Origin of the sequence: Burkholderia anthinoferrum (assembly GCF_002925705.1) — a bacterium.
Lineage (GTDB): Bacteria > Pseudomonadota > Gammaproteobacteria > Burkholderiales > Burkholderiaceae > Burkholderia > Burkholderia semiarida.
Window position 1 is genome coordinate 206601 of record NZ_LFZP01000001.1, and the last position, 25519, is coordinate 232119.

The window sequence follows — 25519 nt, forward strand, 5'->3', positions numbered from 1 at the left end:
GCGCCACCCGGAGGAGGGAGCCATGATGTACAACGCTCAAGGAAAGATGTCCCAGGCCGACGTGCTCGCGCAATACGCGCCGCTCGTGCGTCGCCTCGGATTGCAGCTCGTCGCGAAAATGCCGGCGAGCGTCGATCTCGACGACCTGATCCAGGCCGGCATGATCGGCCTGATGGACGCGGCGGGCCGCTACAAGGAAGACCAGGGCGCGCAGTTCGAGACCTACGCGACGCAGCGCATCCGCGGCGCGATGCTCGACGAGCTGCGCAGCAACGACTGGCTGCCGCGCAGCCTGCGCAAGACCTCGCGCGAGGTCGAGCACGCGGTGCACCAGGTCGAGCAGCACCTCGGCCGCTCGGCGAGCGAGACCGAGATCGCGCAGCACCTGAACATGCCGCTCGACGAATACCAGGGGATGCTGCAGGACCTGCATGGCAGCCAGCTCATCTACTACGAGGATTTCGATCGCGCGGCCGACGACGAGCCGTTCCTCGACCGCTATCGCGTCGATCACGCCGATCCGCTGTCGGCGCTGCTAGACGAACACCTGCGCGAGGCGCTCGTCGAGGCGATCGAGCGGCTGCCGGAGCGCGAGAAGCTGCTGATGTCGCTGTACTACGAACGGGGTCTGAATCTGCGCGAGATCGGCGCGGTGCTCGAGGTGAGCGAATCGCGCGTGTGCCAGTTGCACAGCCAGGCCGTCGCGCGCCTGCGCGCGCGGCTGCGCGAGCAGGCGTGGGTGGGCGCGGAGTCCTGACCCTCTGCCGACGGCGGCGGCGCGCCGGCGCCGCGCGCTCGCGCCGTATGCGGTGCTTGCGCATTTCGCGCGCCGATTTGCTACAATCCCCTCCGTTTTCCGAGGAGCGTTGCGACGGACCATCCTGCGTCCGCCAGGCTCGGAAGGCTTCACCAAGCAGCCGTGCGACGATTTTTTCGCGCCGGCCCCGCTTCCTGAACGGCGCTCACGTCACCAATCTAGAAACTTTTTAGAAAGGAGGGCGTGATGAACGCCATTATCGATTCCAAGGCTTCCCACGATTACGTCGTCGCCGACATGGCGCTGGCCGGCTGGGGCCGCAAGGAACTCAACATCGCCGAGACCGAAATGCCGGGCCTCGTGCAGATCCGCGACGAATACAAGGCGCAGCAGCCGCTGAAGGGCGCGCGCATTGCCGGTTCGCTGCACATGACGATCCAGACGGGCGTGCTGATCGAGACGCTGAAGGCGCTCGGCGCGGACGTGCGCTGGGCGTCGTGCAACATCTTCTCGACGCAGGACCACGCGGCCGCCGCGATCGTCGAAGCCGGCACGCCGGTGTTCGCGTTCAAGGGCGAGTCGCTCGACGAATACTGGGAGTTCTCGCACCGCATCTTCGAATGGCCGAACGGCGAATTCGCGAACATGATCCTGGACGACGGCGGCGACGCCACGCTGCTGCTGATCCTCGGCTCGAAGGCCGAGAAGGACCGTTCGGTGATCGCGAAGCCGACCAACGAGGAAGAAGTCGCGCTGTACAAGTCGATCGCCGCGCACCTCGACGTCGACGCGAACTGGTACTCGAAGCGCCTCGCGCACATCAAGGGCGTGACGGAAGAAACCACGACCGGCGTGCACCGCCTGTACCAGATGGAAAAGGACGGCCGCCTGCCGTTCCCGGCGTTCAACGTGAACGATTCGGTCACGAAGTCGAAGTTCGACAACCTGTACGGCTGCCGCGAGTCGCTTGTCGACGGCATCAAGCGCGCGACCGACGTGATGATCGCGGGCAAGGTGGCGGTCGTCGCGGGCTACGGCGACGTGGGCAAGGGCTGCGCGCAGTCGCTGCGCGGCCTGGGCGCGACCGTGTGGGTCACCGAAATCGATCCGATCTGCGCGCTGCAGGCGGCGATGGAAGGCTACCGCGTCGTGACGATGCAATACGCGGCGGACAAGGCCGACATCTTCGTGACGGCCACCGGCAACTACCACGTGATCAATCACGATCACATGAAGGCGATGCGTCACAACGCGATCGTCTGCAACATCGGTCACTTCGACTCGGAAATCGACGTCGCGTCGACGCGCCAGTACCAGTGGGAAAACATCAAGCCGCAGGTCGACCACATCATCTTCCCGGACGGCAAGCGCATCATCCTGCTGGCCGAAGGCCGCCTCGTGAACCTCGGCTGCGCGACCGGCCACCCGTCGTTCGTGATGTCGAATTCGTTCGCGAACCAGACGCTCGCGCAGATCGAACTCTTCACGCGCGGCGACCAGTACGAGAACAAGGTCTACGTGCTGCCGAAGCATCTCGATGAAAAGGTCGCGCGCCTGCACCTCGCGCGCATCGGCGCGAACCTGTCGGTGCTGTCGGACGAGCAGGCCGCGTACATCGGCGTGCAGAAGGACGGCCCGTTCAAGCCGAACCACTACCGCTACTGATGCGCTGCCGCCGCCGCGCCGTGCGTGCCCGTCGCGGGCCGCGCGCCGCGGCGGCGCTCACCGATCGTACCGATCGACAACCGAACCGGAGCCCTCCATGAGCGTCATCCTCACCTGGGTCATCAACGCGCTCGCGCTGCTGATCATCACGTACCTCGTGCCGTCGATCCACATCAAGAGCTTCGGCACTGCTTTGATCGTCGCGGTCGTGCTCGGGCTGATCAACACGGTGATCCGGCCGGTGCTGATCCTGCTGACGCTGCCCGTCACGATCGTCACGCTCGGGGTGTTCATCCTCGTCGTGAACGCGCTGTGCTTCTGGTTCGCGTCGTCGCTGCTGAAGGGCTTCGAGGTGTCGGGGTTCTGGTCCGCGTTCTTCGGTTCGATCCTGTACAGCATCGTGTCGTGGCTGCTGTCTGCCCTGATCTTCGGCCAGCGCGACATCGGCTGAGGGCCGGCGGGCGCAGGCCCAACCCCATCGAATCATGAAACCGATCGAACTCTCGTTTGAATTCTTCCCGCCGAAGACGGCGGACGGCGTCGAAAAGCTGCGCGCCACGCGCGCGCAGCTGCTGCCGCTGAAGCCGAAATTCGTCTCCGTGACGTTCGGCGCCGGCGGCTCGACGCAGCAGGGCACGCTCGATACCGTGCTCGACATGCAGAAGGACGGCCTCGAGGCCGCGCCGCACCTGTCGTGCATCGGCTCGTCGCGCGACAGCCTGCGCGCGATCCTCGACCAGTACCGCTCGCACGGCATCCGGCACATCGTCGCGCTGCGCGGCGACCTGCCGTCGGGGATGGGCGCGGTCGGCGAGCTGCGCTATGCGTCGGAGCTCGTCAGCTTCATCCGCGCCGAGCACGGCGACTGGTTCCACATCGAGGTCGCAGGCTACCCGGAGTACCACCCGCAATCGCGCTCGCCGAAGGCCGATCTCGAGAATTTCGCGCGCAAGGTGAAAGCCGGCGCGAATTCCGCGATCACGCAGTACTTCTTCAACGCGGATGCGTATTTCCGCTTCGTCGACGACGCGCGCAAGCTGGGCGTGGACGTGCCGATCGTGCCGGGCATCATGCCGATCACGAACTTCTCGCAGTTGATGCGCTTCTCCGAGATGTGCGGCGCCGAAGTGCCGCGCTGGGTCGCGCGCCGGCTCGAGAGCTTCGGCGACGATCGCGAGTCGATCCGCGCGTTCGGCGCGGACGTCGTCACGGGCCTGTGCCAGCGCCTGATCGACGCGGGCGTGCCGGGGCTGCACTTCTACACGCTGAACGCGGCGGTCGCGACGCGGACGATCTGCGAACGGCTCGCGGTGTAAGCGCCGTCACGCGGTTGCATGCGTGAAAGCCCCGCCGGTTTGCGCCGGCGGGGCTTTTTCATGGTTCATCGAGCAGTGCGACGCGCGGCGCAAACGCGCGCGCGTCAGCGCTGCGCCTGCATCAGCGGCGGGCGGCGGTCGAACCACGGCCGCGCCTGTTCGAGCTGCCGCGCGAGCCGGAGCAGCAACGCGTCGTCGGCGTGGCGCGCGGCGAACTGCACGCCGATCGGCAGCCCGCGCGCGTTCCAGTACAGCGGCACCGACATCGCCGGCTGGCCGGTCAGGTTGAACAGCTCGGTGCAGCCGGCCCACGCGAACGCCTTCTCCGACGACTTCGCGAGCATTTCCTTCAGCAGCGGCTTCACCGGCAGCGCGGCGACGAGCTTCATCTGCGCGGATTCGAACGGCGTCGGCTGCAGTTCGCCGATCTTCACCGGCGGCCCCGCGAGCGACGCGCACAGGATCGCGTCGTAGCGCGACACGAGGCCCGCGACCTGCACGGTGAGCTGGCGCTGCCATTCGAGCACGTCCGCCAGGCGCGTGCGCGCGAGGCGGCGGCCGACCACGGCCATCGCCCACGTCGCGGCCTCGAATTCGCCGCGCCGCGGCGCGCGGCCCGTCAGTTCGCGCGCGCCGAGCACCATGTCCTCGGCGATCGTCGCCCACAGCGTGAGGAAGGTTTCGGCCGCGCGCGCGTAGTCGATCGGCAGCGTCGCCGGCTCGACGTGATGGCCGAGCGATTCGAGCAGCGCGGCCGCGTCGTCGAGCGCCGCGCGCGTGTCGGCCGCGAGCGCCGGCGCGAGCATCGGATCGGCGACGAGGCCGATCCGCAGCGGGCCGGGCGGCGTATCGAGCGCGCCGAGGAAGGTGCCGGGCGCGCCGGGCGGCCGCGTCTGGCCGGTCGTCACGTCGAGCAGCAGCGCACTGTCGCGCACGCTGCGCGACACCGCGTGCTGGACGACGAGTTCGCCGTTCGACGGCAGGTCGACGAGCACCGGATTGCGGCTCGGCTTCAGGCCGAACAGCCCGCAGCACGACGCCGGAATGCGGATCGAGCCGCCGCCGTCGGACGCATGCGCGAGCGGCACGATGCCGGCCGCGACGGCCGCCGCCGCGCCGCCGCTCGAGCCTCCGGGCGTGTGGTCGAGGTTCCACGGGTTGCGGCACGCGCCGAACAGCGCCGGTTCCGTGTACGGCATCTGGCCGATTTCGGACGTGTTGGTCTTGCCGAATATGTTCAGGCCCGCCGCGCGGCTGCGCGCGATCACCGGCGAATCGTCGGCCGGCACGAAGTACCGGTAGTGCCGGCTGCCCATCGACAGCGGCAGCCCGGCGACCGCCGCGCCGAGATCCTTGACGAGATACGGCACGCCCGCGAACGGCGTATCGGCGCCGGGTGCGGGCGCGGCCGCCGCACGCGTGCGCGCGGCTTCGTAGTCGTGCAGCACGATCGCGTTGATCGCACCGTTGACCGCTTCGGCCTGGCCGATCGCGGCGTCGAGCAGTTCGCGCGGGCTGGCCTGGCGGTCGCGCACGAGCGCGGCGAGGCCGATTGCGTCATGCGCGAGATAGTCCGAGTGCATCGCGGTCACCCCCGTTGTGACGCGTGGCGATGGTGCGAGCATAACGCGGGCCCGGCGTGCGGGCCCGCGGCCGTGCCTTTTTAAAGATGCTCGGCGAGGAACGTCAGCGTGCGACCGTGCGCGAGCGCCGCGGCACGCTGGTTGTACGATGCGCGGTCCGTGCAGTTGAAGCCGTGCTCGGCGCCCGGGTACACGTGGAACGACGCGTGGCCGCGGCCGGCGAACGCGGCCTTCACCTGGTCGACGGCGTCGAGCGGAATGCCGTGGTCGTTTTCCGCGTAGTGGAACAGGATCGGCTGCGTGATCTGGCCGGCGAGGTCGAGCGCGTTCTGGATGCCGCCGCCGTAATAGGACACCGCCGCGTCGAGCTTGCCGGTCGCGGCCGCGCGATACGCGAGCTGGCCGCCGAAGCAGTAGCCGATCGCGGCGAGCTTGCCGGCCACTTCGGGACGGGCGCGCAACGCGTCGGCCGCCGCGACGATGTCCGCGACCGCGAGACCCACGTCGGTCTTCTTCAGCAGCTCGATGCCCTTGTCGCGATCCGCGCCCTCGTAGGTCAGCTCGACGCGCGGCTGCGTGCGCCAGAACACGTCGGGCGCGAGCGCGACGAAGCCGTCGGCCGCATACTGGTCGGCGACCGCACGGATGTGCGCGTTCACGCCGAAGATCTCCTGGATGATGATGACGGCAGGCCCCTTGCCGCGCTTGGGCAGTGCGAGATAGCCGCCGAAGCTGTCGTTACCGGTCGGGATGTCGATCCATTGGGCAGTCACGTTCTGAACTCCTGGCGTGCGGGGTGCGGGAGGCGCCCCGGAGTGATAAGAGGCGGCCTAGTGTGCCACCAATCGCCCGCTGCTGCAGCGCACGCGGGCGCTTCTCGCGCAGCGATCGTTTCGATCTCGATTATTCATTTTTCGGCGCCGCGCCGCTTCGATAAAGTCGATGTGCCGGCCTTTACAAAGCGCTTTCGCGCACCGTCATCGAAGGATTCGCCATGTCTGCCCGCTCGTTTTCCACGCCCTTTTCCGAACGCTTCGGCCTGCGTCTGCCGCTCGTGCAGGCGCCGATGGTCGGCGCGACCACGACCGCGATGGTCGCCGCCGCATCGAATGCCGGTGCGCTCGGCAGCCTCGGCGCCGGCGCGCTCGCACCGGAGCGCATCGGGACGGAAGTCGCCGCGATCCGCGCGGCGACCGATCGCCCGTTCGCGATCAACCTGTTCGTCTTGCCCGATGAAGTCGCGCCGGACGCGGCGACCGTCTCGCGCGCACTCGCGGCGATCGACCCGCTGAACGCCGCGCTCGGCCTGCCGCCGGGCACGGCGCCTGCGCGCTACGCGCCCGATTTCCGCGCGCAGCTCGATGCGCTCGTCGCGCTGCGCGTGCCGGTCGCGAGCTTCACGTTCGGCGTGCTCGACGCGGCCGACGTCGCGCGCCTGAAAGCCGCCGGCACCTATGTGATCGGCACCGCGACGCACGTCGCCGAAGGGCTCGCGTGGCGGGCGGCCGGCGCCGACGCGCTGTCCGCGCAGGGCGCCGAGGCGGGCGGCCATCGCGGCACCTTCATCGGTTCGGCCGCCGACGCGCTGATCGGCACGCTCGCGCTCGTCCCGCAGCTCGTCGACGCGACGGGCCTGCCGGTGCTCGCCGCGGGCGGCATCATGGACGGCCGCGGCATCGCCGCCGCGCTCGCGCTCGGCGCGCAGGGCGCCCAGCTCGGCACCGCGTTTCTCACGTGCGCGGAAAGCGCGATCGCAGCCGACTGGAAGGCGCGCCTGCTCGCGAGCGCCGATACGTCGACGCAGGTCACGCGCGCGATCACCGGCCGTCATGCACGCGGGCTGCGCAACACGCTGATGGCGCGGCTCGGCGAGCACGAGGCCGACGCCGCGCCGTATCCGGTGCAGAACGCGCTGACCCAGCCGCTGCGCCAGGCCGCCGCGCGCGCGAACGACGGCGACTATCTGTCGCTGTGGGCCGGCCAGGGCGCGCCGCTCGCGCGGCGGCGCGGCGATGCGCTGACGACGGCGCAACTGGTCGCCGCGCTCGACGTCGAATGGCGCGCATCGGCTGCCTGAACACCGCTTCGGCCGCTTGAACCATTCATGTCATCGGGCGACGAAACGCGCGTGGTGTCACGCGCGTTTCATTCAATGATCCAGGTCACAAAATACCGAATCGAAATGCCTCCGGGAATGGGCTGAAACGACCTTTCGACGGATCGCCGTGAATTAGCGGAAACCCTTATCCGGCGGGGCCTGCAGCGATATTCGAGTCATTTCTCCAAAGCGCCGATATCGGTAGTGTTACCACTACCCCAAAAAAGTCCCACAAATTAATTTGATCACCTACACTTGCGCGCAAGTACGGGCGGGCGGCTGCTAAAAGCGGCTGTTTTCACGTGCTTGAGGCCAAGTGCATGAAGGATGCAACCGGCGAATCGTCCAGTGATTGCAAACACAGGGATGGCAGCGGGGCACCGGGCGATGGCGTTTATTGGGACCGAACTGGAGACTTACATGAATATCAAGATGCAAAAGCTGTTGCCGATCACCGCAGCGGCGATGCTGTGTGCTGCAGCTGCAAGCAACGCGTCCGCCGATCAAGTCGTCAAGATCGGCCACGTCGCGCCGTTGACGGGCGGCATTGCACACCTGGGCAAGGACAACGAAAACGGCGCGCGTCTCGCCGTCGAGGAACTCAACGCGAAGGGTCTCACGATCGGCGGCCAGAAGATCACGCTGCAACTCGACCCGCAGGACGACGCCGCCGACCCGCGGCAGGCGACGCAGGTTGCGCAGAAGCTCGTCGACGACAAGGTCGTCGCGGTGGTCGGCCACCTGAACTCCGGCACGTCGATCCCGGCCTCGAAGATCTACAGCGATGCGGGCATCGTGCAGATCTCGCCGTCGGCGACCAACCCGGCGTACACGCAGCAGGGCTTCAAGACCACGTACCGCGTGGTCGCGACCGATGCGCAGCAGGGCCCGGCACTGGCGAACTACGCGCACTCGAAGGGCATCAAGAGCGTGGCGGTGGTCGACGATTCGACCGCGTACGGCCAGGGTCTCGCGAACGAGTTCGAGAAGAAGGCGAAGGCGCTCGGCCTGAAGGTGATGTCGCATGACGCGACCAACGACAAGGCGGTCGACTTCCGCGCGATTCTGACCAAGATCAAGGGCGAAAACCCGGACGCGATCATGTACGGCGGCATGGACGCCACCGGCGGCCCGTTCGCGAAACAGGCGAAGCAGCTCGGCCTGCGCGCGAAGATCTTCGCGGGCGACGGCGTGTGCACGGAGAAGCTGGCCGACCTGGCCGGCGACGCGACCGACAACATCGTGTGCTCGGAAGCCGGTGCCTCGCTCGAGAAGATGCCGGGCGGCGCGGCGTTCAAGGCGAAGTACGAGAAGCGTTTCGGCCAGCCGATCCAGATCTACGCACCGTTCACGTATGACGCCGTGTACATCATCGCCGACGCGATGAAGCGCGCGAACTCGACGGACCCGGCGAAGATCCTCGCGGCGATGCCGGCGACGAAGTACACGGGCGTAATCGGCACGACGACGTTCGATTCGAAGGGCGACCTGCAGCACGGCGTGATCTCGCTGTACAACTACAAGAGCGGCAAGAAGTCGCTGCTCGACGAAGTGAAGATGTAACGCGGCAAGCGGCCGACAGAAGGGGTGAAAACGCGCATGCGGCAACGCATGCGCGTTTTCTTTTGGGGCCGGCGGGCCGTCAGATCTTCAGGTGCGCGAGCACCCTCGGCGCGACGAGGGCGACGAGCGCCGCGCACAGCGCGACGACCGACAGGCCGACCGTCAGGTTCGCGGCCTGCGCGACCGCGCCGATCACGACCGGACCGAACAGCAGACCGAAATACGCGAGCCCGGCCACGTGCGCGAGCCCTTCGGCCGCGTGGATGCCCTTCACGCGCGCGGCGGCCGCGAACAGCACGGGCATCATGTTGGCCAGCCCGAGGCCCATCAGCGTGAAGCCGGTGAGCACCGCGGCCGGGTACGGCAGCAGCAGCGCGCCGATCATCCCCGCGCAGGCGAGCGACGCGCTCGCGAACACGAGCTGCGGCGCGCCGAAGCGTGCGCGCACGGCGTCGCCCGCGAAGCGCGCGATGGCCATCCCGCCCGAGAACGCCGCGTACGCGGCGCTCGCGAGCGCCGGGCTCGCCGCGACGACGTCGCGCATGTAGACCGTCGCCCAGTCGTACATCGCGCCTTCGGCGATCAGCGCGATCAGCGCGATGCCGCCGAGCATCCACAACGCAGGCGAGCGCCAGCGGTTGCCGCCGCCGTGCGCGTGCTCGTGATGCGGCACGTGCGGCAGCACGGCCGGGCTCGCGGCCACGAGCACCGCGGCGCTCACCGCCGCCGCGAGCGCGAGATGCGCGACGGGCGCCATGCCGGCCGACAGCAGCGCGCCGCCGGCCGCCGCGCCGGCCATCCCGCCGATGCTGAACATGCCGTGCAGCGACGACATGATCGGCTTGCCGAGCGCGATTTCGACCGCGCTGGCCTCGGCATTCATCGCGACGTCGAGCGTCGCCATCGAGAAGCCGAACAGCGCGAGCACCGCGATCAGCATCCAGTAGTCGGGCACGACGAGGATCAGCGCCGCGCACGCGGCCATCACGAGCCCGCCGGCGAGGCACGCGGTGCGCGAACCGACGCGCGCGATCCAGCGCGCGATGGTCAGCATCGCGGCGATCGACCCGCCGGCGACCGCGAACAGCGCGATCGACAGCAGCCCGGGGCTCAGCGCGAACTTGTCGCGCACGGTCGGCACGTGCACGCCCCACGACGCGTACATCATGCCGGCGACGAAGAACAGCGCCATCGATGCCGTGCGGGCGCGCTGGCGGGCCGGCAAGGGCAGCACGCGGTGCGCGTCGGGCGGCGCGGCGAACGGAGACGACGATTCGGGGGAGGAGGATTCGGACACGGGAAGGCTCGTCAGGGAAATGCGCGGGCGCGGGCGGCGCCGGTCGGATTTGTCCGATTCTATCGAACCGCTTACGATCCTGCCGGGCGCTGGCCGTTCGGCCGATGCGCGGGCGATCGCGCCATCCCGCGGCGGCGTCCCCGATCGCGCATTGGCCATCCGGCCGATGCGCGGCGCCCGCGGGTAACATCGAAACCATGCCCGACGCCGCTTTTTCACCGCAGGAGTCCCCTTGAACATCGATCCCGCCCTCGCCTTGCATCTGCTGCACCGTTGCGCGTTCGGCACGCTCGCTACTCATACGCGCGAACCGCAGGGCTTCCCGTATCCGACGGTCGTCCCGTTTGCGCCCGATGCAAGCCATCGGCCCGTGATCCTGGTGAGCGGCCTGGCCGAGCACACGCGCAATCTGGCCGCCGATCCGCGTGCGGGCTTTCTCGTCGTCGATGCAGGCGGCGACGATGTCCTGGGCGCCGAGCGCGCGACGCTGCTGGGCCGGTTCGTGCCGCTCGGCGACGATCCGCACGTCGCCGCGCGCTACCGGCGCTACGAGCCGGACGCCGAGCGCTATCTGGCGCTCGGCGATTTCGCGTTCTGGGCGCTCGAGATCGAGCGGCTGCGCCATATCATCGGGTTCGGGCGAATGGGCTGGGTCGACGGCACGCGTCTCGATACGCTGCCGCCGCTCGCGTTCGACGACGAACAGGCGCTGTGGCATGCCTACGACACGAGCGACGCGCGCCGCGACGGGCTCGACCTGCTCGGCGTCGATCGCCATGGCGCGGACTGGCGATGCGACGGCCGCCGCGTGCGTACGCCGTTCGACGCGCCGTTGGCCGATACCGGGGCGTTGCGCGATCGGCTGATTGCCTGCGCCCGGGATGTGACGTGACGTCGCGGGTCAGGATTTGTCCGTTTAGCGAACGGCGTCATGTAGTTTTCGCAAAACTGTCGTCCGATGAAAGCTTTGATTTTTTCGAATGCGGGTAATTGCGTATGTTGATAGACCGAATAGCCAATCGCTAATGTCCTAATCTCTGTACAGGAGCGTGAAAATTTGAGAAAAGGCCGCGGCCGGTCAAAATGACATGTGCGAATTACAATGCGTCTCAGGATTTTCATGAATCTCGCTTCTATCAAATCTTTTTTGTGCTAATCTCTGCCTTCGAAAATCCGAGGCACATATATTTCATGAATGGTGAGCTGGCTGCAGACCGGCGCCATTGGTCAGATAGAAAGGGAAACTATGTCTTCTTACAAGGACCTGCTGGCCCAGCGGGAGAAGCTGGAGAAGCAAATCGAAGAAGCGAAGTCGCGTGAATACGCTGAAGTACTGAATGACGTGAAGCAGAAAATTGCCGACTACGGCTTTTCGCTCGCCGAACTCGGTCTCAGCCGCGCGAAGGCCGGCAAGGTCGGCCGTCCGCGCGCTGGCGTGGCGGCAAAATACCGCGATCCGGAAACGGGTGCGACGTGGTCGGGCCGTGGCAAGCCGCCGCGCTGGATCGCCGGCAAGAACCGCGAACAGTTCACGATTTAAACGTTCGTTCAGGTTGCCCGCTCTTCGAAAGAGCCGCGTATCCGTCGAGGAGCGCGGCTTTTTGTTTTCGGGCTGCCGGCGGCCCGTGTCGGCGCTGTCACGAAAATGTAAGAATCCAGTGTGAATGAAAATGCGACACGTTCGCATAAGCGATTGATTTAAATGGGAAATTTGTGGGTATTGGAAGGGCGTGCGGGGCGTCTTTGATAGAATTGCGTATCGCACACCGATGCGCACACCGATATCTCATATTTCATGTCCACGTTTTCCGGCGACGCGCAGAGCGCAGATAAGCACGCCGTTGCGCGCAAGAGCACGCTCGTCAGTATTGTGCTGAATGTCGTACTTGCGACATTTCAGATCGCCGTCGGCGTGATTGCGCATTCGCAGGCATTGATTGCCGACGGCGTGCATTCGATTTCCGATTTGATCTCGGATTTTGTCGTGCTGGTTGCGAATCGGCACAGCGGCGCGTCGCCCGATGCCGACCACAATTACGGCCATAGCCGCTACGAGACGGTCGCGTCGCTGTTTCTCGGCGCGATCCTGATTGCGGTCGGTATCGGCATGCTCTGGCGCGCCGGCGACCGCCTCGTTAATCTCGAAAATATTCCGGCCGTGCATTTTTCCGCGCTGATCGTTGCGCTGACGGTGCTCGTGTCGAAGGAAGCGCTGTTTCGCTACATGCTGCGCGAAGCGCGGCGCGTGCGCTCGGCGATGCTGGTCGCGAACGCATGGCATGCGCGTTCGGATGCCGCGTCGTCGCTCGTCGTCGCGATCGGCATCGTCGGCAGTCTGGCCGGCGTGCGGCTGCTCGACCCCATCGCGGCGGCGATCGTCGGCTTCATGGTCGCGCGCATGGGCTGGACGTTCGGCTATGACGCGTTGCAGGACCTCTCCGACCGCGCGCTCGATACGGCCGACACGGCCGAGATTCGCGCGCTGCTCGTCGCGACGCCCGGCGTGCGCGACGTGCACGACCTGCGCACGCGCAAGATGGGCGATGCCGCGCTCGTCGATGCGCACATCCTCGTCGATCCGAAGATCTCCGTCTCCGAAGGGCATTACATCGCCGAGACCGCGCGTGCGCGCGTGCTGTCCGACCCGCGCGTGCTCGATGCGCTGATCCATGTCGACCCGGAGAACGACGCGGCGCGGCGCCCGGCGCTCGCGCTGCCGCCGCGCGGCGAGCTCGCGGCGCGGCTCGAGGCCGCGCTCGCGCAGCGCGGGCTGCGTGCGGCGGCGATCAACCTGCATTACCTGAGTACGGGGCTCGAGGTCGACGTGACGCTCGACAGCGACCCGCGCGACACCGACGCGGCGCTGGCCGGCCGGCTCGACGTCGAGACGCTGAAGCGCGAGTTCGGCGCGCGCCGGATCAGCTTCACGCGCACGTTGCCCGCGCCGACGTGACCGGCGGCCGGCGGCCGCGGACGCGGCCCGCCGTAGCGGCAGGCCCGCGCGTTACAGCGGCAATTGCGTGTCGAACTTGATTTCGCGCAGCACGACGCTCGTGCGCACCTGCGACACGGCCGGGATCTTGAAGATGCGCTCGTGGAGGAACACGTCGTAGGCCTTGATGTCCGGCGCGACGATCTTGAGGATGTAATCGGCTTCGCCGGTCGTGCTGTAGCACTCGGTGACTTCCGGGCAGGTCGCGATCTCGCGTTCGAACTGCTCGACGCCGCCCTCGTTGTGGCGCGTCAGGTGCACGTGCGCGAGCGCGCAGACGTGCAGGCCGAGCTTCTCGCGATCGAGCAGCGCCGTGTAGCGCTGGATCACGCCCGACTGTTCCATGTCCTTGATGCGGCGCCAGCACGGCGTGCTCGACAGCCCGACCTGGTCGGAGATTTCCTGAACGGAACGGCGCGCGTCGAGCTGCAACAGGCGAAGGATTTTTTGCGAAAAGGAATCGAGCGTCACCTGCGCCTCCATGCGGCAGCTACAACACGCTGAATGTTAGAGGGCCGGGAAAGGAAAGGCAATCTGGCGACGCGTCGCTGAGCGAGATTCGCTAATTTGCTCGTGGATCCGTGGGATTTTGTCCCGCCCCCGCGCTTTCCGACCGGTCGGTATCCGACACCGCGAGGCCCGCCAGCGCGGCCTGCTGCCGGCGCAGGTCGGCGAGCATGTTGCAGAACAGCGCGCCTTGCTCGATCGCGTCGTCGAGCGCGACGTGCGTGTGCGGATGGTCGTCGAACCAGTGCTTCGGAAAGCGCGGCTTGATCGCCTTGCGGTACGGCAGGCCCGTCATCGCGAACGCGAGCGTCTTGATGTCGAGCGCCGACCACGAGAACGGGCAGCGCCCCGCGAAGCGCATCATGTACCAGAACATGAACGTGAAGTCGAAGCCGGCCGGCATCGCGACGAACACCGGCTTGCCGGGCAGCGCCTCGACCCATTCGACGTAGGCGACGAGCGCCGCCTCGGGCGTCTGCAGATCGCGCCGGCACGCGGCCCAGGCTTCCGGCTCGGTCTTCCACCACGCTTCCTGCACCGGGTGCGCGTGCGCGCCGGGCAGCGTCTCGAGGTTCGCCGAGAACGTCGCGATCAGCTGCTTGTCCTCGGTATAGGCGGCCGACGCGAAGCTCAGCATCGAGTGCGGGCCGGGAATCGGGCCGTCGGCCTCGACGTCGGTGCTGACGTAAATTTCCGGGATGGCGGTCTGGTTCATCCGAATACCTTGTCGGACACGAACGGGTTCGTGCGGCGCTCGTCGCCGAACGTCGACACGGGGCCGTGGCCGGGCACGAACGTGACGTCGTCGCCGAGCGGCCACAGCTTTTCCTTGATCGAACGGACGAGATCCTCGTGATTGCCGCGCGGGAAATCGGTCCGGCCGATCGAGCCCGCGAACAGCACGTCGCCGACGATCGCGACGCGATGCGCGCGGCTGAAGAACACCACGTGGCCGGGCGTGTGGCCCGGGCAGTGATAGACCTCGAGCGTCTCGTCGCCGAACTGCACGGTGTCGCCGTCGTTCAGCCACCGGTCGGGTTCGAAGCTGTCGGCGGCCGGAAAGCCGAAGCGCTCGCTCTGCGTCGGCAGCTTCTCGATCCAGAAGCGCTCTTCTTCCTGCGGCCCCTCGATCGGCACGCTGTAGCGCGTCGCGAGCGTCTTGGCGCCCGCGCAGTGATCGATGTGCCCGTGCGTGAGCAGCACCTTGTCGACCTGCACGTTCTGCCGCGCGATTTCCTGTTCGATCCGGTCGAGATCGCCGCCCGGATCGACGACGGCGGCGCGGCCCGTCTTCTCGCAGACGAGCAGCGAGCAATTCTGCTGGAACGGCGTGACCGGAATGAGCGTGACTTTCATGGAGGCACCGGCGGCTAAAAGGAGCGATTGTACCGGTCGTGCGCGCGGCCTGCCGTGCGTGCGACGCACCCCGAGGTGCACGCATCAGGGCATTCCCGGAGCATGCCGATTGTTACAGCCATAGCGAGAATCAATGGTCCGCCGGGGACCCTTTTCGAGACAAGGTTTTGATTTATGTATAATGCGCCCCATTGCGCGTGAATTTCACGCCATTCGCTGGTGTTTCGGCCCCGTTAAACGAGGCATCCGATTCACCGTCAAGCATCGGCCGCCGGGGAGTCCGGCGGTGTATCCAGCACCGAACATTCGGTGCTCACGTCTTGTCCGGCCGGGCGCTGCGCGCCCGCCTGCGGCCTTGCTGCCGCGCCGCCGGATGAGGCCTGTGCCGCCGTTCCTGTGCGTTGGTCGTATCGACGCGCGCGAACGTGGAGCCATGTTCGATGGCGGCATGTGGGGTCTGGTCAGGCTGTTGGGGACAGGTTGCGCCAGACGTGAAAACTAATCAGGACGGTTGCGGCCCAGACGAACGCCGCGCCCATGCTAGCCGCCTGCTCGCATTCGAGCGGGGCGTGCACGCATTTGCCGTCCGGGCCGCATCGCGTTGTGAAGCAGCGTTGTATCGATGCGGCCCGAACCAGAAGGCGACACGTCGATGAATTTACGTTTTCCGAGCCGATTCGGAACCATTGCATTGTTTTTTGCGCTGACGGGCTGTGCGGTGCCACCCAGCCAGACCACCGGCAGCGTGAACCCGAAGCGGGCGGTCGACAAGACGGCCGCTGCCGCGAAGGCGGACGACGACAAGCAGCCGCTCAATTTCGATTCCGCGCTGGCATCGATGCCGGCCGCCGACAGCAAGGACGCGAAGAAGTCGTCGCTGGCCGACGCCGAGCCGATCGACGGCAAGGATGTATCCGATTTCCGCCAGAGCGGCCGCGCATCGTGGTACGGGCGCGATTTCCACGGCCGCCGCACCGCGAACGGCGAGCGCTTCAACATGAACGCGTTCACCGCCGCGCACCGCACGCTGCCGCTGTCGTCGTACATCAAGGTGACGAACGCATCGACCGGCAAGTGGGTCGTCGTGAAGGTCAACGATCGCGGGCCGTTCAAGCGCGGCCGCGTGCTCGACCTGTCGTATGCGGCGGCCAAGGTGATCGGCCTCGTGCACGCCGGCACGGGCCGCGTGAAGATCGAGGGGCTGTCGCCGCAAGAAGCGCGCGAGGCGCGCGACGAAATGTTCGCGTCGATCTCGGCGAAGTAACCCGGCGATCCCGTCCGGAGAATCCACCGCTCATGCACAAAGGGCTGCCTTCCGGCAGCCCTTTGTACTTTTCGCGCGGCGGCGGCGCGCGTCAGTCTTCCCTGCCTTCCTTCAGCACCAGCGCACGCGCATACAGCGTGTTGCGCGATGCGCCCGTCAGCGCGGCCGCGAGCCGGGCCGCGCTTTTCACCGGCACCTCGTCCAGCAGCAGCCTGAGCAGCGCGTCGTGCGCGGTGTCGTCCGCTTCGCCGCTTGCCGCCGGCGCGCCTTCGACGACCAGCACGAACTCGCCGCGCTGGCGGTTCGCATCGCCGACGAGCCAGCTCTGTCCTTCGGCCAGGGTGCCCTGGAACAACTGCTCGTGTAGCTTGGTGAGTTCGCGCGCGATCAGCAGCCGGCGCGCGGGGCCGAACGCGTCGGCGAGCGCGGCGACGGTTTCGGCGATCCGGTGCGGCGCTTCGTAGAACACCAGCGCGTACGGGTGCGACACCAGCGCCTGCAGCGCGGTCGCGCGCTGCTTGGCCTTCGGCGGCAGGAAGCCCGCGAACGTGAACGCGCCGGCCCAGTCGCCGGCCACGCTCAGCGCGGTCACGGCCGCGCTCGCGCCGGGCAGCGGAACCACTGCGAAGCCGGCCGCGCGCACGGCGTCGACGAGCCGCGCGCCGGGGTCGGAGATGCCCGGCGTGCCGGCGTCCGACACATAGGCCACGCGTTCGCCGCCACGCAGCAGTTCGATCACGCGCTGCGCGGCTTCGCGTTCGTTGTGCTCGTGCACGGCCACGAGCGGTTTCGAGATCCCGTAGCGGGCGAGCAACTGGCCCGTGTTGCGGGTGTCTTCGGCCGCGATGCGGTCGGCGAGGCCGAGCACGTGCAGCGCGCGCAGCGTGATGTCGGCCGTATTGCCGATCGGCGTGGCGACCACGTAGAGCGCGGCGTCCGGGTAGTGCTGCGTATGCGCGAGTTCGAGGAGGGCAGTCATGGCAGGCAATGCACGCAATCGCGGCACGAACGGAACAAGGACGGCATTGTGCCACGCGGCGCCGGCCCGGCCGGATGGCGCGCGCGGCCGGCCGCCTTCGGGCGACAACTTTTCCGGCGCGGCGCGATCCAAACCGGTCGGCGCGGCGTTCGAGCAGCGCGCGCGGCAGTTTCTCGAGCGTCATGGTCTCGCGTTCGTCGCCGCCAATGTGACGATGCGCGGCGGCGAGCTCGATCTCGTGATGCGCGAGCCCGACGGCATGCTCGTGTTCGTCGAGGTGCGCGCGCGGCGCAGCACCCGGCATGGCGGCGCGGCCGCGAGCGTCGGCTGGCGCAAGCGGCGGCGCCTGGTCGCGGCCGCGCTGCAGTTCTGGTCGCGGCACGGCGCCGGCGCCGCGTGCCGTTTCGACGTCGTCGCGTTCGAGGCCGGCCGGCTTGCGTGGCTGCGCGATGCATTTCGTACCGACGATGCGTAGCCGCGAGCTGTGACGAGATGTAAAGAGTTCTTGCCGGACCGCCGGAGAGGGCGCCGGAGTACGGTAAACTCGCCGCACCCACGATGTCGCGCGAGTTGTGCCGCGCGCCCAGTTCACCAGGAATCGATGTCAGTCGAACGTATTCAGCAACAATTTCGCGACAGCGCCGCGCTTCACGCCGAAGCGGCCGACGCGCTGTCGCTGCCGATCGCAGCCGCGGTCGATGCGATGTTCGCCGCACTGGCGAACGGCAACAAGATCGTCGCGTGCGGCGACGGCCCGTCGGCCGCCGCCGCGCAGTACCTCGCCGCGTCGCTCGTCGGCGGTTTCGAGCGCGAGCGTCCGGGCCTGCCCGCGATCGCGCTGGCCACCGACGCGTCGCAGGCCGGCCTCGCGGGCGTGGCGGCCGCCGAGCAGTTGTTCGCGCAGCAGGTGCGCGTGCTGGGCCAGACGGGCGACGTCCTGCTGGTGCTCGATGCGGGCGGCGCATCGCCGCGCGTGCTCGCGGCGATCGGCGAGGCGCACGAGCGCGAGATGACCGTCGTCGCGTTGACGGGCGGCAACGACCACACGGTGGCGGCCGCGCTGTCCGACACCGATATTCCGATCAGCGTGCCCGCCGTTCGCGCGGCGCGCATCCACGAAGTCCATCTGCTGACCATCCACTGCCTGTGCGACGGCATCGACGCGATGCTGCTGGGTGAGGATTGAACGAAGGAGAGCCGTCGATGAATCAAAGCCGCGTCAAACAGACGCTCGTCAGAACCACGCTGCTCGCCGCGCTGACGGCGGGCCTCGCCGTGTCGCTGCAGGGCTGTGTGCTCGGGGTCGTGGGCGCAGCGGCCGGCGGCGGCGCGCTGATCGCGACCGATCGCCGTACGCTCGGCGCGCAGACGGAGGATCGCGAGATCCAGGTCAAGTCGCTCTCGCAGATCAACAACGGGCTGCCGGACCAGTCGCACGTGAACGTGACGGTGTTCAACCGCCGCGTGCTGCTGACGGGCGAGGTGCCGAACGATGCGTCGAAGCAGCGCGCCGAGGAAATCGTGCGTGGCATCAACAACGTGAACGGCATCGTCAACGAACTGTCGGTCGGGCCCGCGTCGTCGCTGTCGTCGCGCGCGAACGACTCGTACCTCGAAGGGCGCGTGAAGTCCGAGCTGATCGCGACGAAGGGCATCTCGGCGAACTACTATAAGGTCGTTGCCGAACGCGGCAATCTTTACCTGATGGGGCTCGTGACGGTGGACGAAGGCAATCGCGGCGCGGAAGCCGCGAGCCAGGTGCCGGGCGTCGAGAAGGTCGTGAAGGTGTTCCAGTACGTGAAGCCGCAGGACGCGCAGGCGCTGCAGGACGCGTCGCCCGCGAGCGGCGCATCCGGCGCGCAGGCGGCTGCCGCACCGGCGGACAGCGCGACGGTCGGCGCGGTGCCCGACGCGTCGGTGCAGTCCACGCCGCTGCAGCCGCCCGCGCCGATCTCGAATTCGTCGAGCGTGCATCCCGGCAATCCGAAGGCGAAGGCGCAATGACGGGCATGCAGATGAAGCAGATGAAACGCTGGATGGTGCACGGTGGCGCGGCCATGGCGCTCGTGGCCGGCACGCTGGGCGCGGCTCACGCGGACGTCGGCGACGGCCTGAAAGTGGCGCGCGGCAACGCGTGCATGGGCTGCCACGCGGTCGACCGCAAGCTCGTCGGCCCGTCGTTCAAGGACATCGCCGCTCGCTACAAGTCCGATCCGCAGGCCGTCGCGAAGCTGTCGAAGAAGGTGAAGGACGGCGGTTCGGGCGTGTGGGGCGCGATTCCGATGCCCGCGCATCCGCGCATGAGCGACGCCGACGTCCGGTCGGTGGTCGAATGGGTGCTGGCCGGCGCGCCGTCAAAGTAACGCGTCGCGCGTGACGTAACCCCTATTGCCAAGCGTGGAAATGCGTGTGTATGATGGTCGACTGTTGGGGCGGTAGCTCAGCTGGGAGAGCGTCGCGTTCGCAATGCGAAGGTCGGGAGTTCGATCCTCCTCCGCTCCACCAACGGAATTTGAAAGGCCCGATCGCAAGATCGGGCCTTTTTGTTTTCCGCAAGCCATGGGCGCGACGCGCTAGGTCGCCAACTGGCAGGCCAACCTGAACGCAGGCACCGACAGCACGGCGAACCCCATCGTCATGGCCGCGAGCACCGCGGTTCTTCTCCGCAGCAGCACGCACAGGGCGATCGACAGCCCGTAGAGGGCGCAGGTCAAAATGATGACCCACACGAGCGCCGCGTAGCCCGCACCGCCTTCGAAATTCGACACGTTCCGCGTGATCCGGGTCGCGACATAGCCGGCGACCGTCACGCTCGCGGGCAGGCATAGCGCCGAATACAGCACGAAGACGATGATCTGCCGCGGTGTCGGACCGGATGACGTCATGAAAAGCGTTTTTTGCGAATGGACGAGGAGCGCCCGACCGTCCGCCGCACGGGTCGATCCAGGCAGCCGGCAGGATGCGGCCGTTTCCCGTATTTGGCAACCGCCCCCGTCAGCACACCGCCCCGTCACCCGCGCCCGAAACTCGGCCGCTTCGGATCGTACGTCCACCCCGGCACCAGATAGCGCATCGCCACCGCATCGTCGCGCGCGGTGCCGCCCACCTGCCGGTACAGCGCATGCGCGGCCTCGACCTGCGCCATGTCCAGTTCGATGCCGAGCCCCGGCCGTTCCGGCACGGCCACCTTGCCGCCGACGATCGCGAGCGGCTCGCGCGTGAGCCGCGCGTCGCCTTCCTGCCAGATCCAGTGCGTGTCGATCGCGGTGATCGTGCCGGGCGCGGCCGCCGCCGCATGCGTGAACATCGCGAGCGACACGTCGAAGTGGTTGTTCGAGTGCGAGCCCCACGTGAGCCCCCAGTCGCGGCACAGCTGCGCGAGCCGCACCGAGCCCTGCATCGTCCAGAAATGCGGATCGGCGAGCGGGATGTCGACCGCCTGCAGCCGCACCGCGTGATCCATCTGCCGCCAGTCGGTCGCGATCATGTTGGTCGCGGTCGGGATCCCCGTCGCGCGGCGGAATTCGGCCATCACCTCGCGGCCCGAATAGCCGCCTTCCGGCCCGCACGGATCTTCCGCGTACGCGAGCAGGTGGCCTTGCCCGCGGCACAGCGCGACGGCCTCGTCGAGCGACCACGCGCCGTTCGGATCGAGCGTCGTGCGCGCGTCGGGAAAGCGCGCCTTGATCGCCGCGATCGCTTCCATCTCGTCCGCGCCGGCCATCACGCCGCCCTTCAGCTTGAAATCGGCGAAACCGTAGCGCTCGACCGCCGCTTCGGCCTGCCGCGCGATCGCGGCCGGCGTGAGCGCCGCTTCGTTGCGCAGCCGGAACCAGCCATCCGAAGCGTGCGCCTCGTCGCGATACGGCAGATCGGTGCGGCGCCGGTCGCCGATGTAGAACAGGTACGCGAGCATCGGCACCGCGTCGCGCTGCTGGCCTTCGCCGAGCAGCGCCGCGACCGGCACGTCGAGATGCTGGCCGAGCAGGTCGAGCAGCGCGGCCTCGATCGCGGTGATCACGTTGTCGAGCCGCAGGTTGATCTCGTGCGGCTGGCGCAGCACGGCCGCCTCGCCGGCCGACGTCACTTCGTGGCGGATCGTGCGGCCAGCGCCGGGACCGGCGCCGGACAGCGCCGCGCGCACCGCGTTGAGCGTCGCCTGGTAGCGCCCGATCGGCTGTCCGACCACGCGATCCGTCATGCGCTCGAGCGCGTGGCGGATGCCTTCGCCGCCCGGCACTTCGCCGACGCCCGTATGCCCGCTGCTGTCGTCGAGGATCACGAGGTTGCGCGTGAAGTACGGCGCGTGCGCGCCGCACAGGTTGAGCAGCATGCTGTCGCGGCCGGCGACGGGAATCACCTGCATGCGCGTGACGCGCGGGGTGCCGGCACGGCTGGGTTCGGACATCGGTTCGCTCCTGGTTCCGGTGGCGCGTGGGCCGACGGACGCGCCGGCGCGGCCCGCGCGGTTCATTGAAGCTCGACGCGGCGGATCTCGCCGACGACGAACAGGTAGCAGATCACGGCGACGAGCGCGTGCGCGACGACATAGACGAGCGCGCCGTTGAACGAGCCGCTGCGGTCGACGATATAGCCGATCGCGATCGGCGTCGTGATGCTGGAAAGGTTGCCGCAGGTGTTGAGCAGCGCGCCGCTCAGCCCGGCGATCTGGCGCGGCGCGGTGTCGGCGTTGACGGCCCAGCCGAGCGCGCCGAGCCCCTTGCCGAAGAACGACAGCGCCATGAACAGCACGACGAGCACGTGCGAATCGGTGTAGTTGCAGACGATCATCGACATCGACAGCAGCATGCCGATCACGATCGGCACCTTGCGCGCGACCGACAGCGAGCGGCCCTGCCTGAGCAGCGCATCGGACACGACGCCGCCGAGAATCCCGCCGAGGAACCCGCACACGGCGGGAATCGACGCGACGAGCCCCGCGTTGAGGATCGACATCCCGCGCGCCTGCACGAGATAGACGGGAAACCACGTGATGAAGAAGTAGGTGAGCGCGTTGATGCAGTACTGCGCGACGTATACGCCGACCAGCATCCGGTTGCGCAGCAGCGCCTTCACGTGGCGCATAGACGGGCCGCCGTCGCGCCCGCCCGTCGCCTGGTCGATGTTGACGAGCGCACCGCCTTCGGCGAGGTAGTCGAGTTCTGCGCGGTTGATGCTCGGGTGGTCCTTCGGGTCGTACATCGTGCGGTTCCACACCAGCACGAACGCGAAGCCGAGCACGCCCATCACCGCGAACACCGCCTGCCAGCCGAACGCGTGCACGAGCCAGCCCATCAGCGGCGCGAACACGACGGTCGCCGCGTACTGCGCGGCGTTGAAGATCGCCGACGCGGTGCCGCGTTCGGCGGCCGGGAACCACGCGGACACGATCCGGCTGTTGGCGGGGAACGACGGCGCCTCGGCCGCGCCGACCAGGAACCGCAGCCCGAACAGCAGCGCGAACGCGGCCGCACCGCCGAAGAAGCCGATGCCGCCCTGCAGCAGCGTGAACAGCGACCAGAAGAAGATGCTGAATGCGTAGACGATGCGCGATCCGTAGCGGTCGAGCAGCCAGCCGCCCGGCAGTTGCGCGACCACGTACGACCAGCCGAACGCGGAAAAGATGAAGCCCATCTGCACGTGGCTCAGGTGCAGCGCGCGGGCGAGGCTCGGGCCCGCGATCGCGATGGCCGCACGATCCGCGTAGTTGATCGTCGTGACCGCGAACAGGACGGCGAGCACCAGCCAGCGCACGCGGGTGCGCCGGGCCGTTGCCGACGCGGACGCCGGCAGCGCGTGAAGCGGATTCATGACTTGTCTCCTCCGAAGGGCGGAAGGTGCCGTCGTGCGGCAGGCGCGTCGGTGCGCGCGTGATGTGGGTGGATGCCGCCGGCGGGAGGCCGGGCACCGGACGCCGATGCGAGGGCGTCCGGGCCATTCTGTCATGTCGAAACTTGCGTTTTCATGCCAATTGCTGACTTGATCGATTCAGCATTTGAATCGATCGGGCGAGGTTCCCCGCGGTCGACCCCGCAGGATGGAAATTCGATGGGGGCAATGTTTTTACCCGGATAATATTGACATCCAATTAATACCCGGATAAAAATAGCGTCATTCCGATTTCAGCCTGCGGGCGACCACGATGACCGCTTCCACGCTCCTTCCTTCGTACACGGCCTTCGACGGCCACCGGCGGCTCGCGTCGGGCCCGCTCGCGACGGTCGCGCTCGCGGTCCGGCAGGTGGCCGGCGACGCGACGTCCGGCACGATCCTGATCTTCGACGACGCGACGGGCCGCTCGATCGACCTCGACCTGCGCGGCACCGCGGACGACGTCCGCGCGCGCTATGCGGTGCCGTCGGGCGGCGCATCTGGAGCGTCCGGCGGCGCCGGCGAGCCGGCGGGCGCGGGCGCCGGCGAACAGCGCGGCCGCGGCCGGCCGAAGCTCGGCGTGGTGTCGCGCGAGGTCACGCTGCTGCCGCGTCACTGGGAATGGCTCGGCGCGCAGCCGGGCGGCGCGTCGGTGGCGCTGCGCAAGCTGGTCGAGGACGCGCGGCGCACGCATGCGGCGGCCGACCGGCGCCGCGACGCGCAGGCGCGCGCGTACCACTTCATGTCGGCGATGGCGGGCGACCTGCCCGGTTTCGAGGAGGCCGCGCGGGCGCTGTATGCGAACGACCCGGCGCGGCTGGCCGAGCTGATCGCCGGCTGGCCGGACGACGTGCGCGACCATGCGCTCGCGCTGGCGCGCGGCGATCTGCCGCCGGCCGCCGAAGACTGCTGACGGAGCGCCGATGCGATGACCGTATTCGACCTGAACCGCGGCGCGATCGCGCCGGTTGCCGACGAAGTCGACTTCTTCGACCTGCGCGTGACGGGCACCCTTCCGCGCGAACTCGACGGCACGTTGCTGCGCAACGGCCCGAACCCGCCGGGCGGCCGCTTCGAAGGCAACGACCTGCTGTCGTGGTGGCCGGAGACCGCGATGCTGCACGCGATCGCGTTCGACGACGGCCGCGCGGCCGGCTACCGGAACCGCTGGGCGCGCACGCGGCGCTGGGCCGCCGTGCACGCGCCCGCGCAGGCGCCGCATCTGCCCGACACCAATCCGAACGTGAACGTGCTGCAGCATGCGGGCGAACTGCTCGCGCTGGCCGAGGGCGGCGCGCCGCTCGCGATTACCGCCGCGCTCGATTCGCTCGGCGTGCCGGCGCGGCACGCGGGCTTCGACGGCGGGATGACCGCGCATCCGAAGGTCGACCCGGCAACGGACGAGCTGATCCTGTTCCGCGCGGACTGGCGTGCGCCCTGGCTGCGCTACGGCGTGATCGACGCGACGGGCGTGAAGCGCGTCGATCTCGAGATCGAGCTGGGCGCGCCGTCGATGATGCACGACCTCGCGATCACCGAAACCCGCAGCCTGCTGCTCGACCTGAACGTCGGCTACGACTTCTCGCTGCTGAAGCAGGGCCACCGGATGCCGCTGCGCTGGCACGACGACCGGCCCGCGCGCATCGGCGTGCTGCCGCGACACGGCGGCGACGTGCGCTGGTTCGACGTCGAGCCGTGTTTCATCCAGCACGTCGTCAACGCGTACGACTGCGACGCATCGTGCATCGTGCTCGACGCGGTGCGCTATCCGTCGTTCCTGCGGCTCGACGCGCGCACGGGCCGCTTCGCCGACGACCCGGTCGGCGAGCTGTGGCGCTATGTGATCGATACCGCGAACGGGCTGATCGACGAAGGGCCGCTCGCCGACGGCGGCATCGAGCTGCCGCGCATCAACGAAACCCGCACCGGGCGCCGCTACCGCTATCTCTATGCGGCCGAGCAGCCGAACAACGCGGAAATGCGCGGCGTGATGCGCTTCGACCACGCGCGCGGCACGACGATGCACTATGCGGTGCCGGCCGGCGACCAGAACGGCGAGCCGGTGTTCGTGCCGCGCCCGGGCGGCGCCGACGAGGACGACGGCTGGCTGCTGGTGATGGTCTACCGCGCGGCGACGGATACGAGCGACGTCGTGATCCTCGATGCGCGCGCGATCGACGCGGGGCCGGTCGCGACCGTGCATCTGCCGCGGCGCGTGCCGGCCGGGTTCCACGGCGCGTGGGTGCCGCGCGAACGTTGAACGTGAGCGGC

At 68.2% G+C, this 25519-nt stretch carries 26 protein-coding genes, 1 tRNA gene and 1 riboswitch; of the genes, 17 read left to right on the forward strand and 10 right to left on the reverse strand.

Features of this window, described 5'->3' with window-relative positions:
- Positions 1-22: 22 nt before the first annotated feature.
- The 4 genes from C5F75_RS00965 (at position 23) to metF (ending at position 3738) form a co-directional block, all read left to right on the forward strand.
- Positions 23-757: an RNA polymerase sigma factor FliA gene (locus C5F75_RS00965; RefSeq protein ID WP_006484033.1), complete on the forward strand. Its 735-nt coding sequence runs from the start codon at positions 23-25 to the stop codon at positions 755-757.
- A gap of 95 nt (positions 758-852) precedes the next feature.
- Positions 853-971: riboswitch (S-adenosyl-L-homocysteine riboswitch) on the forward strand.
- A gap of 32 nt (positions 972-1003) precedes the next feature.
- Complete coding sequence (gene ahcY, locus C5F75_RS00970) at positions 1004-2422, forward strand: adenosylhomocysteinase (protein ID WP_104011772.1); 1419 nt, start codon at positions 1004-1006, stop codon at positions 2420-2422.
- 97 nt (positions 2423-2519) lie between these two features.
- A complete protein-coding gene (locus C5F75_RS00975; RefSeq protein WP_011882923.1) occupies positions 2520-2873 on the forward strand; it encodes a phage holin family protein in 354 nt (117 codons plus the stop codon).
- 34 nt (positions 2874-2907) lie between these two features.
- The gene (gene metF, locus C5F75_RS00980; protein WP_059578135.1) at positions 2908-3738 is read left to right on the forward strand and encodes a methylenetetrahydrofolate reductase [NAD(P)H]; all 831 of its coding nucleotides are present in this window, start codon (positions 2908-2910) and stop codon (positions 3736-3738) included.
- A 104-nt stretch (positions 3739-3842) separates the two neighbouring features.
- Here the strand turns inward: metF and C5F75_RS00985 are convergent, their stop codons facing one another.
- Positions 3843-5321: an amidase gene (locus C5F75_RS00985; protein ID WP_104011783.1), complete on the reverse strand. Its 1479-nt coding sequence runs from the start codon at positions 5319-5321 to the stop codon at positions 3843-3845.
- 80 nt (positions 5322-5401) lie between these two features.
- Positions 5402-6094: a dienelactone hydrolase family protein gene (locus C5F75_RS00990; protein ID WP_059578138.1), complete on the reverse strand. Its 693-nt coding sequence runs from the start codon at positions 6092-6094 to the stop codon at positions 5402-5404.
- A 221-nt stretch (positions 6095-6315) separates the two neighbouring features.
- Here C5F75_RS00990 and C5F75_RS00995 point away from each other — a divergent pair, with 221 nt between their 5' ends.
- Positions 6316-7398, forward strand: a complete 1083-nt coding sequence (locus C5F75_RS00995; RefSeq protein WP_059578142.1) for an NAD(P)H-dependent flavin oxidoreductase — start codon at positions 6316-6318, stop codon at positions 7396-7398.
- A gap of 441 nt (positions 7399-7839) precedes the next feature.
- Positions 7840-8982, forward strand: coding sequence for a branched-chain amino acid ABC transporter substrate-binding protein (locus tag C5F75_RS01000; RefSeq protein WP_059578145.1), 1143 nt, complete (start codon positions 7840-7842; stop codon positions 8980-8982).
- A gap of 79 nt (positions 8983-9061) precedes the next feature.
- Here the strand turns inward: C5F75_RS01000 and C5F75_RS01005 are convergent, their stop codons facing one another.
- Positions 9062-10279: an MFS transporter gene (locus C5F75_RS01005; protein WP_059578148.1), complete on the reverse strand. Its 1218-nt coding sequence runs from the start codon at positions 10277-10279 to the stop codon at positions 9062-9064.
- A gap of 232 nt (positions 10280-10511) precedes the next feature.
- Between C5F75_RS01005 and C5F75_RS01010 the strand changes: the two genes are divergently transcribed.
- The 3 genes from C5F75_RS01010 to C5F75_RS01020 all read left to right on the forward strand — a co-directional run bounded on the left by C5F75_RS01010 (position 10512) and on the right by C5F75_RS01020 (position 13232).
- Positions 10512-11171, forward strand: coding sequence for a HugZ family pyridoxamine 5'-phosphate oxidase (locus C5F75_RS01010; protein ID WP_060008802.1), 660 nt, complete (start codon positions 10512-10514; stop codon positions 11169-11171).
- 354 nt (positions 11172-11525) lie between these two features.
- A complete protein-coding gene (locus C5F75_RS01015) occupies positions 11526-11819 on the forward strand; it encodes an H-NS histone family protein (RefSeq protein ID WP_060008799.1) in 294 nt (97 codons plus the stop codon).
- Positions 11820-12074: 255 nt separating this feature from the next.
- Positions 12075-13232: a cation diffusion facilitator family transporter gene (locus C5F75_RS01020; RefSeq protein WP_060008796.1), complete on the forward strand. Its 1158-nt coding sequence runs from the start codon at positions 12075-12077 to the stop codon at positions 13230-13232.
- Between the two features lie 51 nt (positions 13233-13283).
- Here C5F75_RS01020 and C5F75_RS01025 read toward each other — a convergent pair whose 3' ends face one another.
- The 3 genes from C5F75_RS01025 to C5F75_RS01035 all read right to left on the reverse strand — a co-directional run bounded on the left by C5F75_RS01025 (position 13284) and on the right by C5F75_RS01035 (position 15134).
- Positions 13284-13754, reverse strand: coding sequence for an Lrp/AsnC family transcriptional regulator (locus tag C5F75_RS01025; RefSeq protein ID WP_006477376.1), 471 nt, complete (start codon positions 13752-13754; stop codon positions 13284-13286).
- Between the two features lie 79 nt (positions 13755-13833).
- On the reverse strand, positions 13834-14493 hold the full coding sequence (locus tag C5F75_RS01030) for a 3'-5' exonuclease family protein (protein WP_006483674.1): 660 nt from the start codon (positions 14491-14493) through the stop codon (positions 13834-13836).
- Positions 14490-15134 (reverse strand): MBL fold metallo-hydrolase, encoded by a 645-nt coding sequence (locus C5F75_RS01035; RefSeq protein ID WP_060008793.1) that lies wholly within the window; start codon positions 15132-15134, stop codon positions 14490-14492. The genes C5F75_RS01030 and C5F75_RS01035 overlap by 4 nt, the downstream gene beginning before the upstream one ends.
- A 652-nt stretch (positions 15135-15786) precedes the next feature.
- Between C5F75_RS01035 and C5F75_RS01040 the strand changes: the two genes are divergently transcribed.
- Positions 15787-16398, forward strand: a complete 612-nt coding sequence (locus C5F75_RS01040) for a septal ring lytic transglycosylase RlpA family protein (RefSeq protein WP_059578260.1) — start codon at positions 15787-15789, stop codon at positions 16396-16398.
- Positions 16399-16489: 91 nt separating this feature from the next.
- Here C5F75_RS01040 and rsmI read toward each other — a convergent pair whose 3' ends face one another.
- Positions 16490-17377: a 16S rRNA (cytidine(1402)-2'-O)-methyltransferase gene (gene rsmI / locus C5F75_RS01045; protein WP_060008788.1), complete on the reverse strand. Its 888-nt coding sequence runs from the start codon at positions 17375-17377 to the stop codon at positions 16490-16492.
- A gap of 46 nt (positions 17378-17423) precedes the next feature.
- Here rsmI and C5F75_RS01050 point away from each other — a divergent pair, with 46 nt between their 5' ends.
- The 5 genes from C5F75_RS01050 to C5F75_RS01070 all read left to right on the forward strand — a co-directional run bounded on the left by C5F75_RS01050 (position 17424) and on the right by C5F75_RS01070 (position 19882).
- Positions 17424-17852, forward strand: coding sequence for a YraN family protein (locus tag C5F75_RS01050; protein ID WP_179231709.1), 429 nt, complete (start codon positions 17424-17426; stop codon positions 17850-17852).
- A 126-nt stretch (positions 17853-17978) separates the two neighbouring features.
- Entirely contained in the window at positions 17979-18563 is a 585-nt protein-coding gene (locus tag C5F75_RS01055; protein ID WP_059638352.1) for an SIS domain-containing protein, read from the forward strand.
- Between the two features lie 17 nt (positions 18564-18580).
- The gene (locus tag C5F75_RS01060) at positions 18581-19381 is read left to right on the forward strand and encodes a BON domain-containing protein (RefSeq protein WP_059578262.1); all 801 of its coding nucleotides are present in this window, start codon (positions 18581-18583) and stop codon (positions 19379-19381) included.
- The gene (locus C5F75_RS01065; protein WP_059578167.1) at positions 19378-19740 is read left to right on the forward strand and encodes a c-type cytochrome; all 363 of its coding nucleotides are present in this window, start codon (positions 19378-19380) and stop codon (positions 19738-19740) included. The genes C5F75_RS01060 and C5F75_RS01065 overlap by 4 nt, the downstream gene beginning before the upstream one ends.
- Positions 19741-19806: 66 nt before the next feature.
- Positions 19807-19882, forward strand: a tRNA-Ala gene (locus C5F75_RS01070).
- A gap of 68 nt (positions 19883-19950) precedes the next feature.
- Here the strand turns inward: C5F75_RS01070 and C5F75_RS01075 are convergent.
- The 3 genes from C5F75_RS01075 to C5F75_RS01085 form a co-directional block, all read right to left on the reverse strand.
- Positions 19951-20262 carry a hypothetical protein gene (locus tag C5F75_RS01075; protein WP_060008786.1) on the reverse strand — a complete coding sequence of 104 codons (312 nt, stop codon included), beginning with the start codon at positions 20260-20262 and terminating at the stop codon, positions 19951-19953.
- A gap of 125 nt (positions 20263-20387) precedes the next feature.
- On the reverse strand, positions 20388-21785 hold the full coding sequence (locus tag C5F75_RS01080; RefSeq protein WP_060008895.1) for an enolase C-terminal domain-like protein: 1398 nt from the start codon (positions 21783-21785) through the stop codon (positions 20388-20390).
- Between the two features lie 62 nt (positions 21786-21847).
- Positions 21848-23188, reverse strand: coding sequence for an MFS transporter (locus C5F75_RS01085; protein WP_059578171.1), 1341 nt, complete (start codon positions 23186-23188; stop codon positions 21848-21850).
- Between the two features lie 331 nt (positions 23189-23519).
- Between C5F75_RS01085 and C5F75_RS01095 the strand changes: the two genes are divergently transcribed.
- Entirely contained in the window at positions 23520-24161 is a 642-nt protein-coding gene (locus tag C5F75_RS01095; protein WP_104011773.1) for a DUF2239 family protein, read from the forward strand.
- Between the two features lie 15 nt (positions 24162-24176).
- Positions 24177-25508, forward strand: coding sequence for a carotenoid oxygenase family protein (locus C5F75_RS01100; RefSeq protein WP_104011774.1), 1332 nt, complete (start codon positions 24177-24179; stop codon positions 25506-25508).
- Positions 25509-25519: the final 11 nt, after the last annotated feature.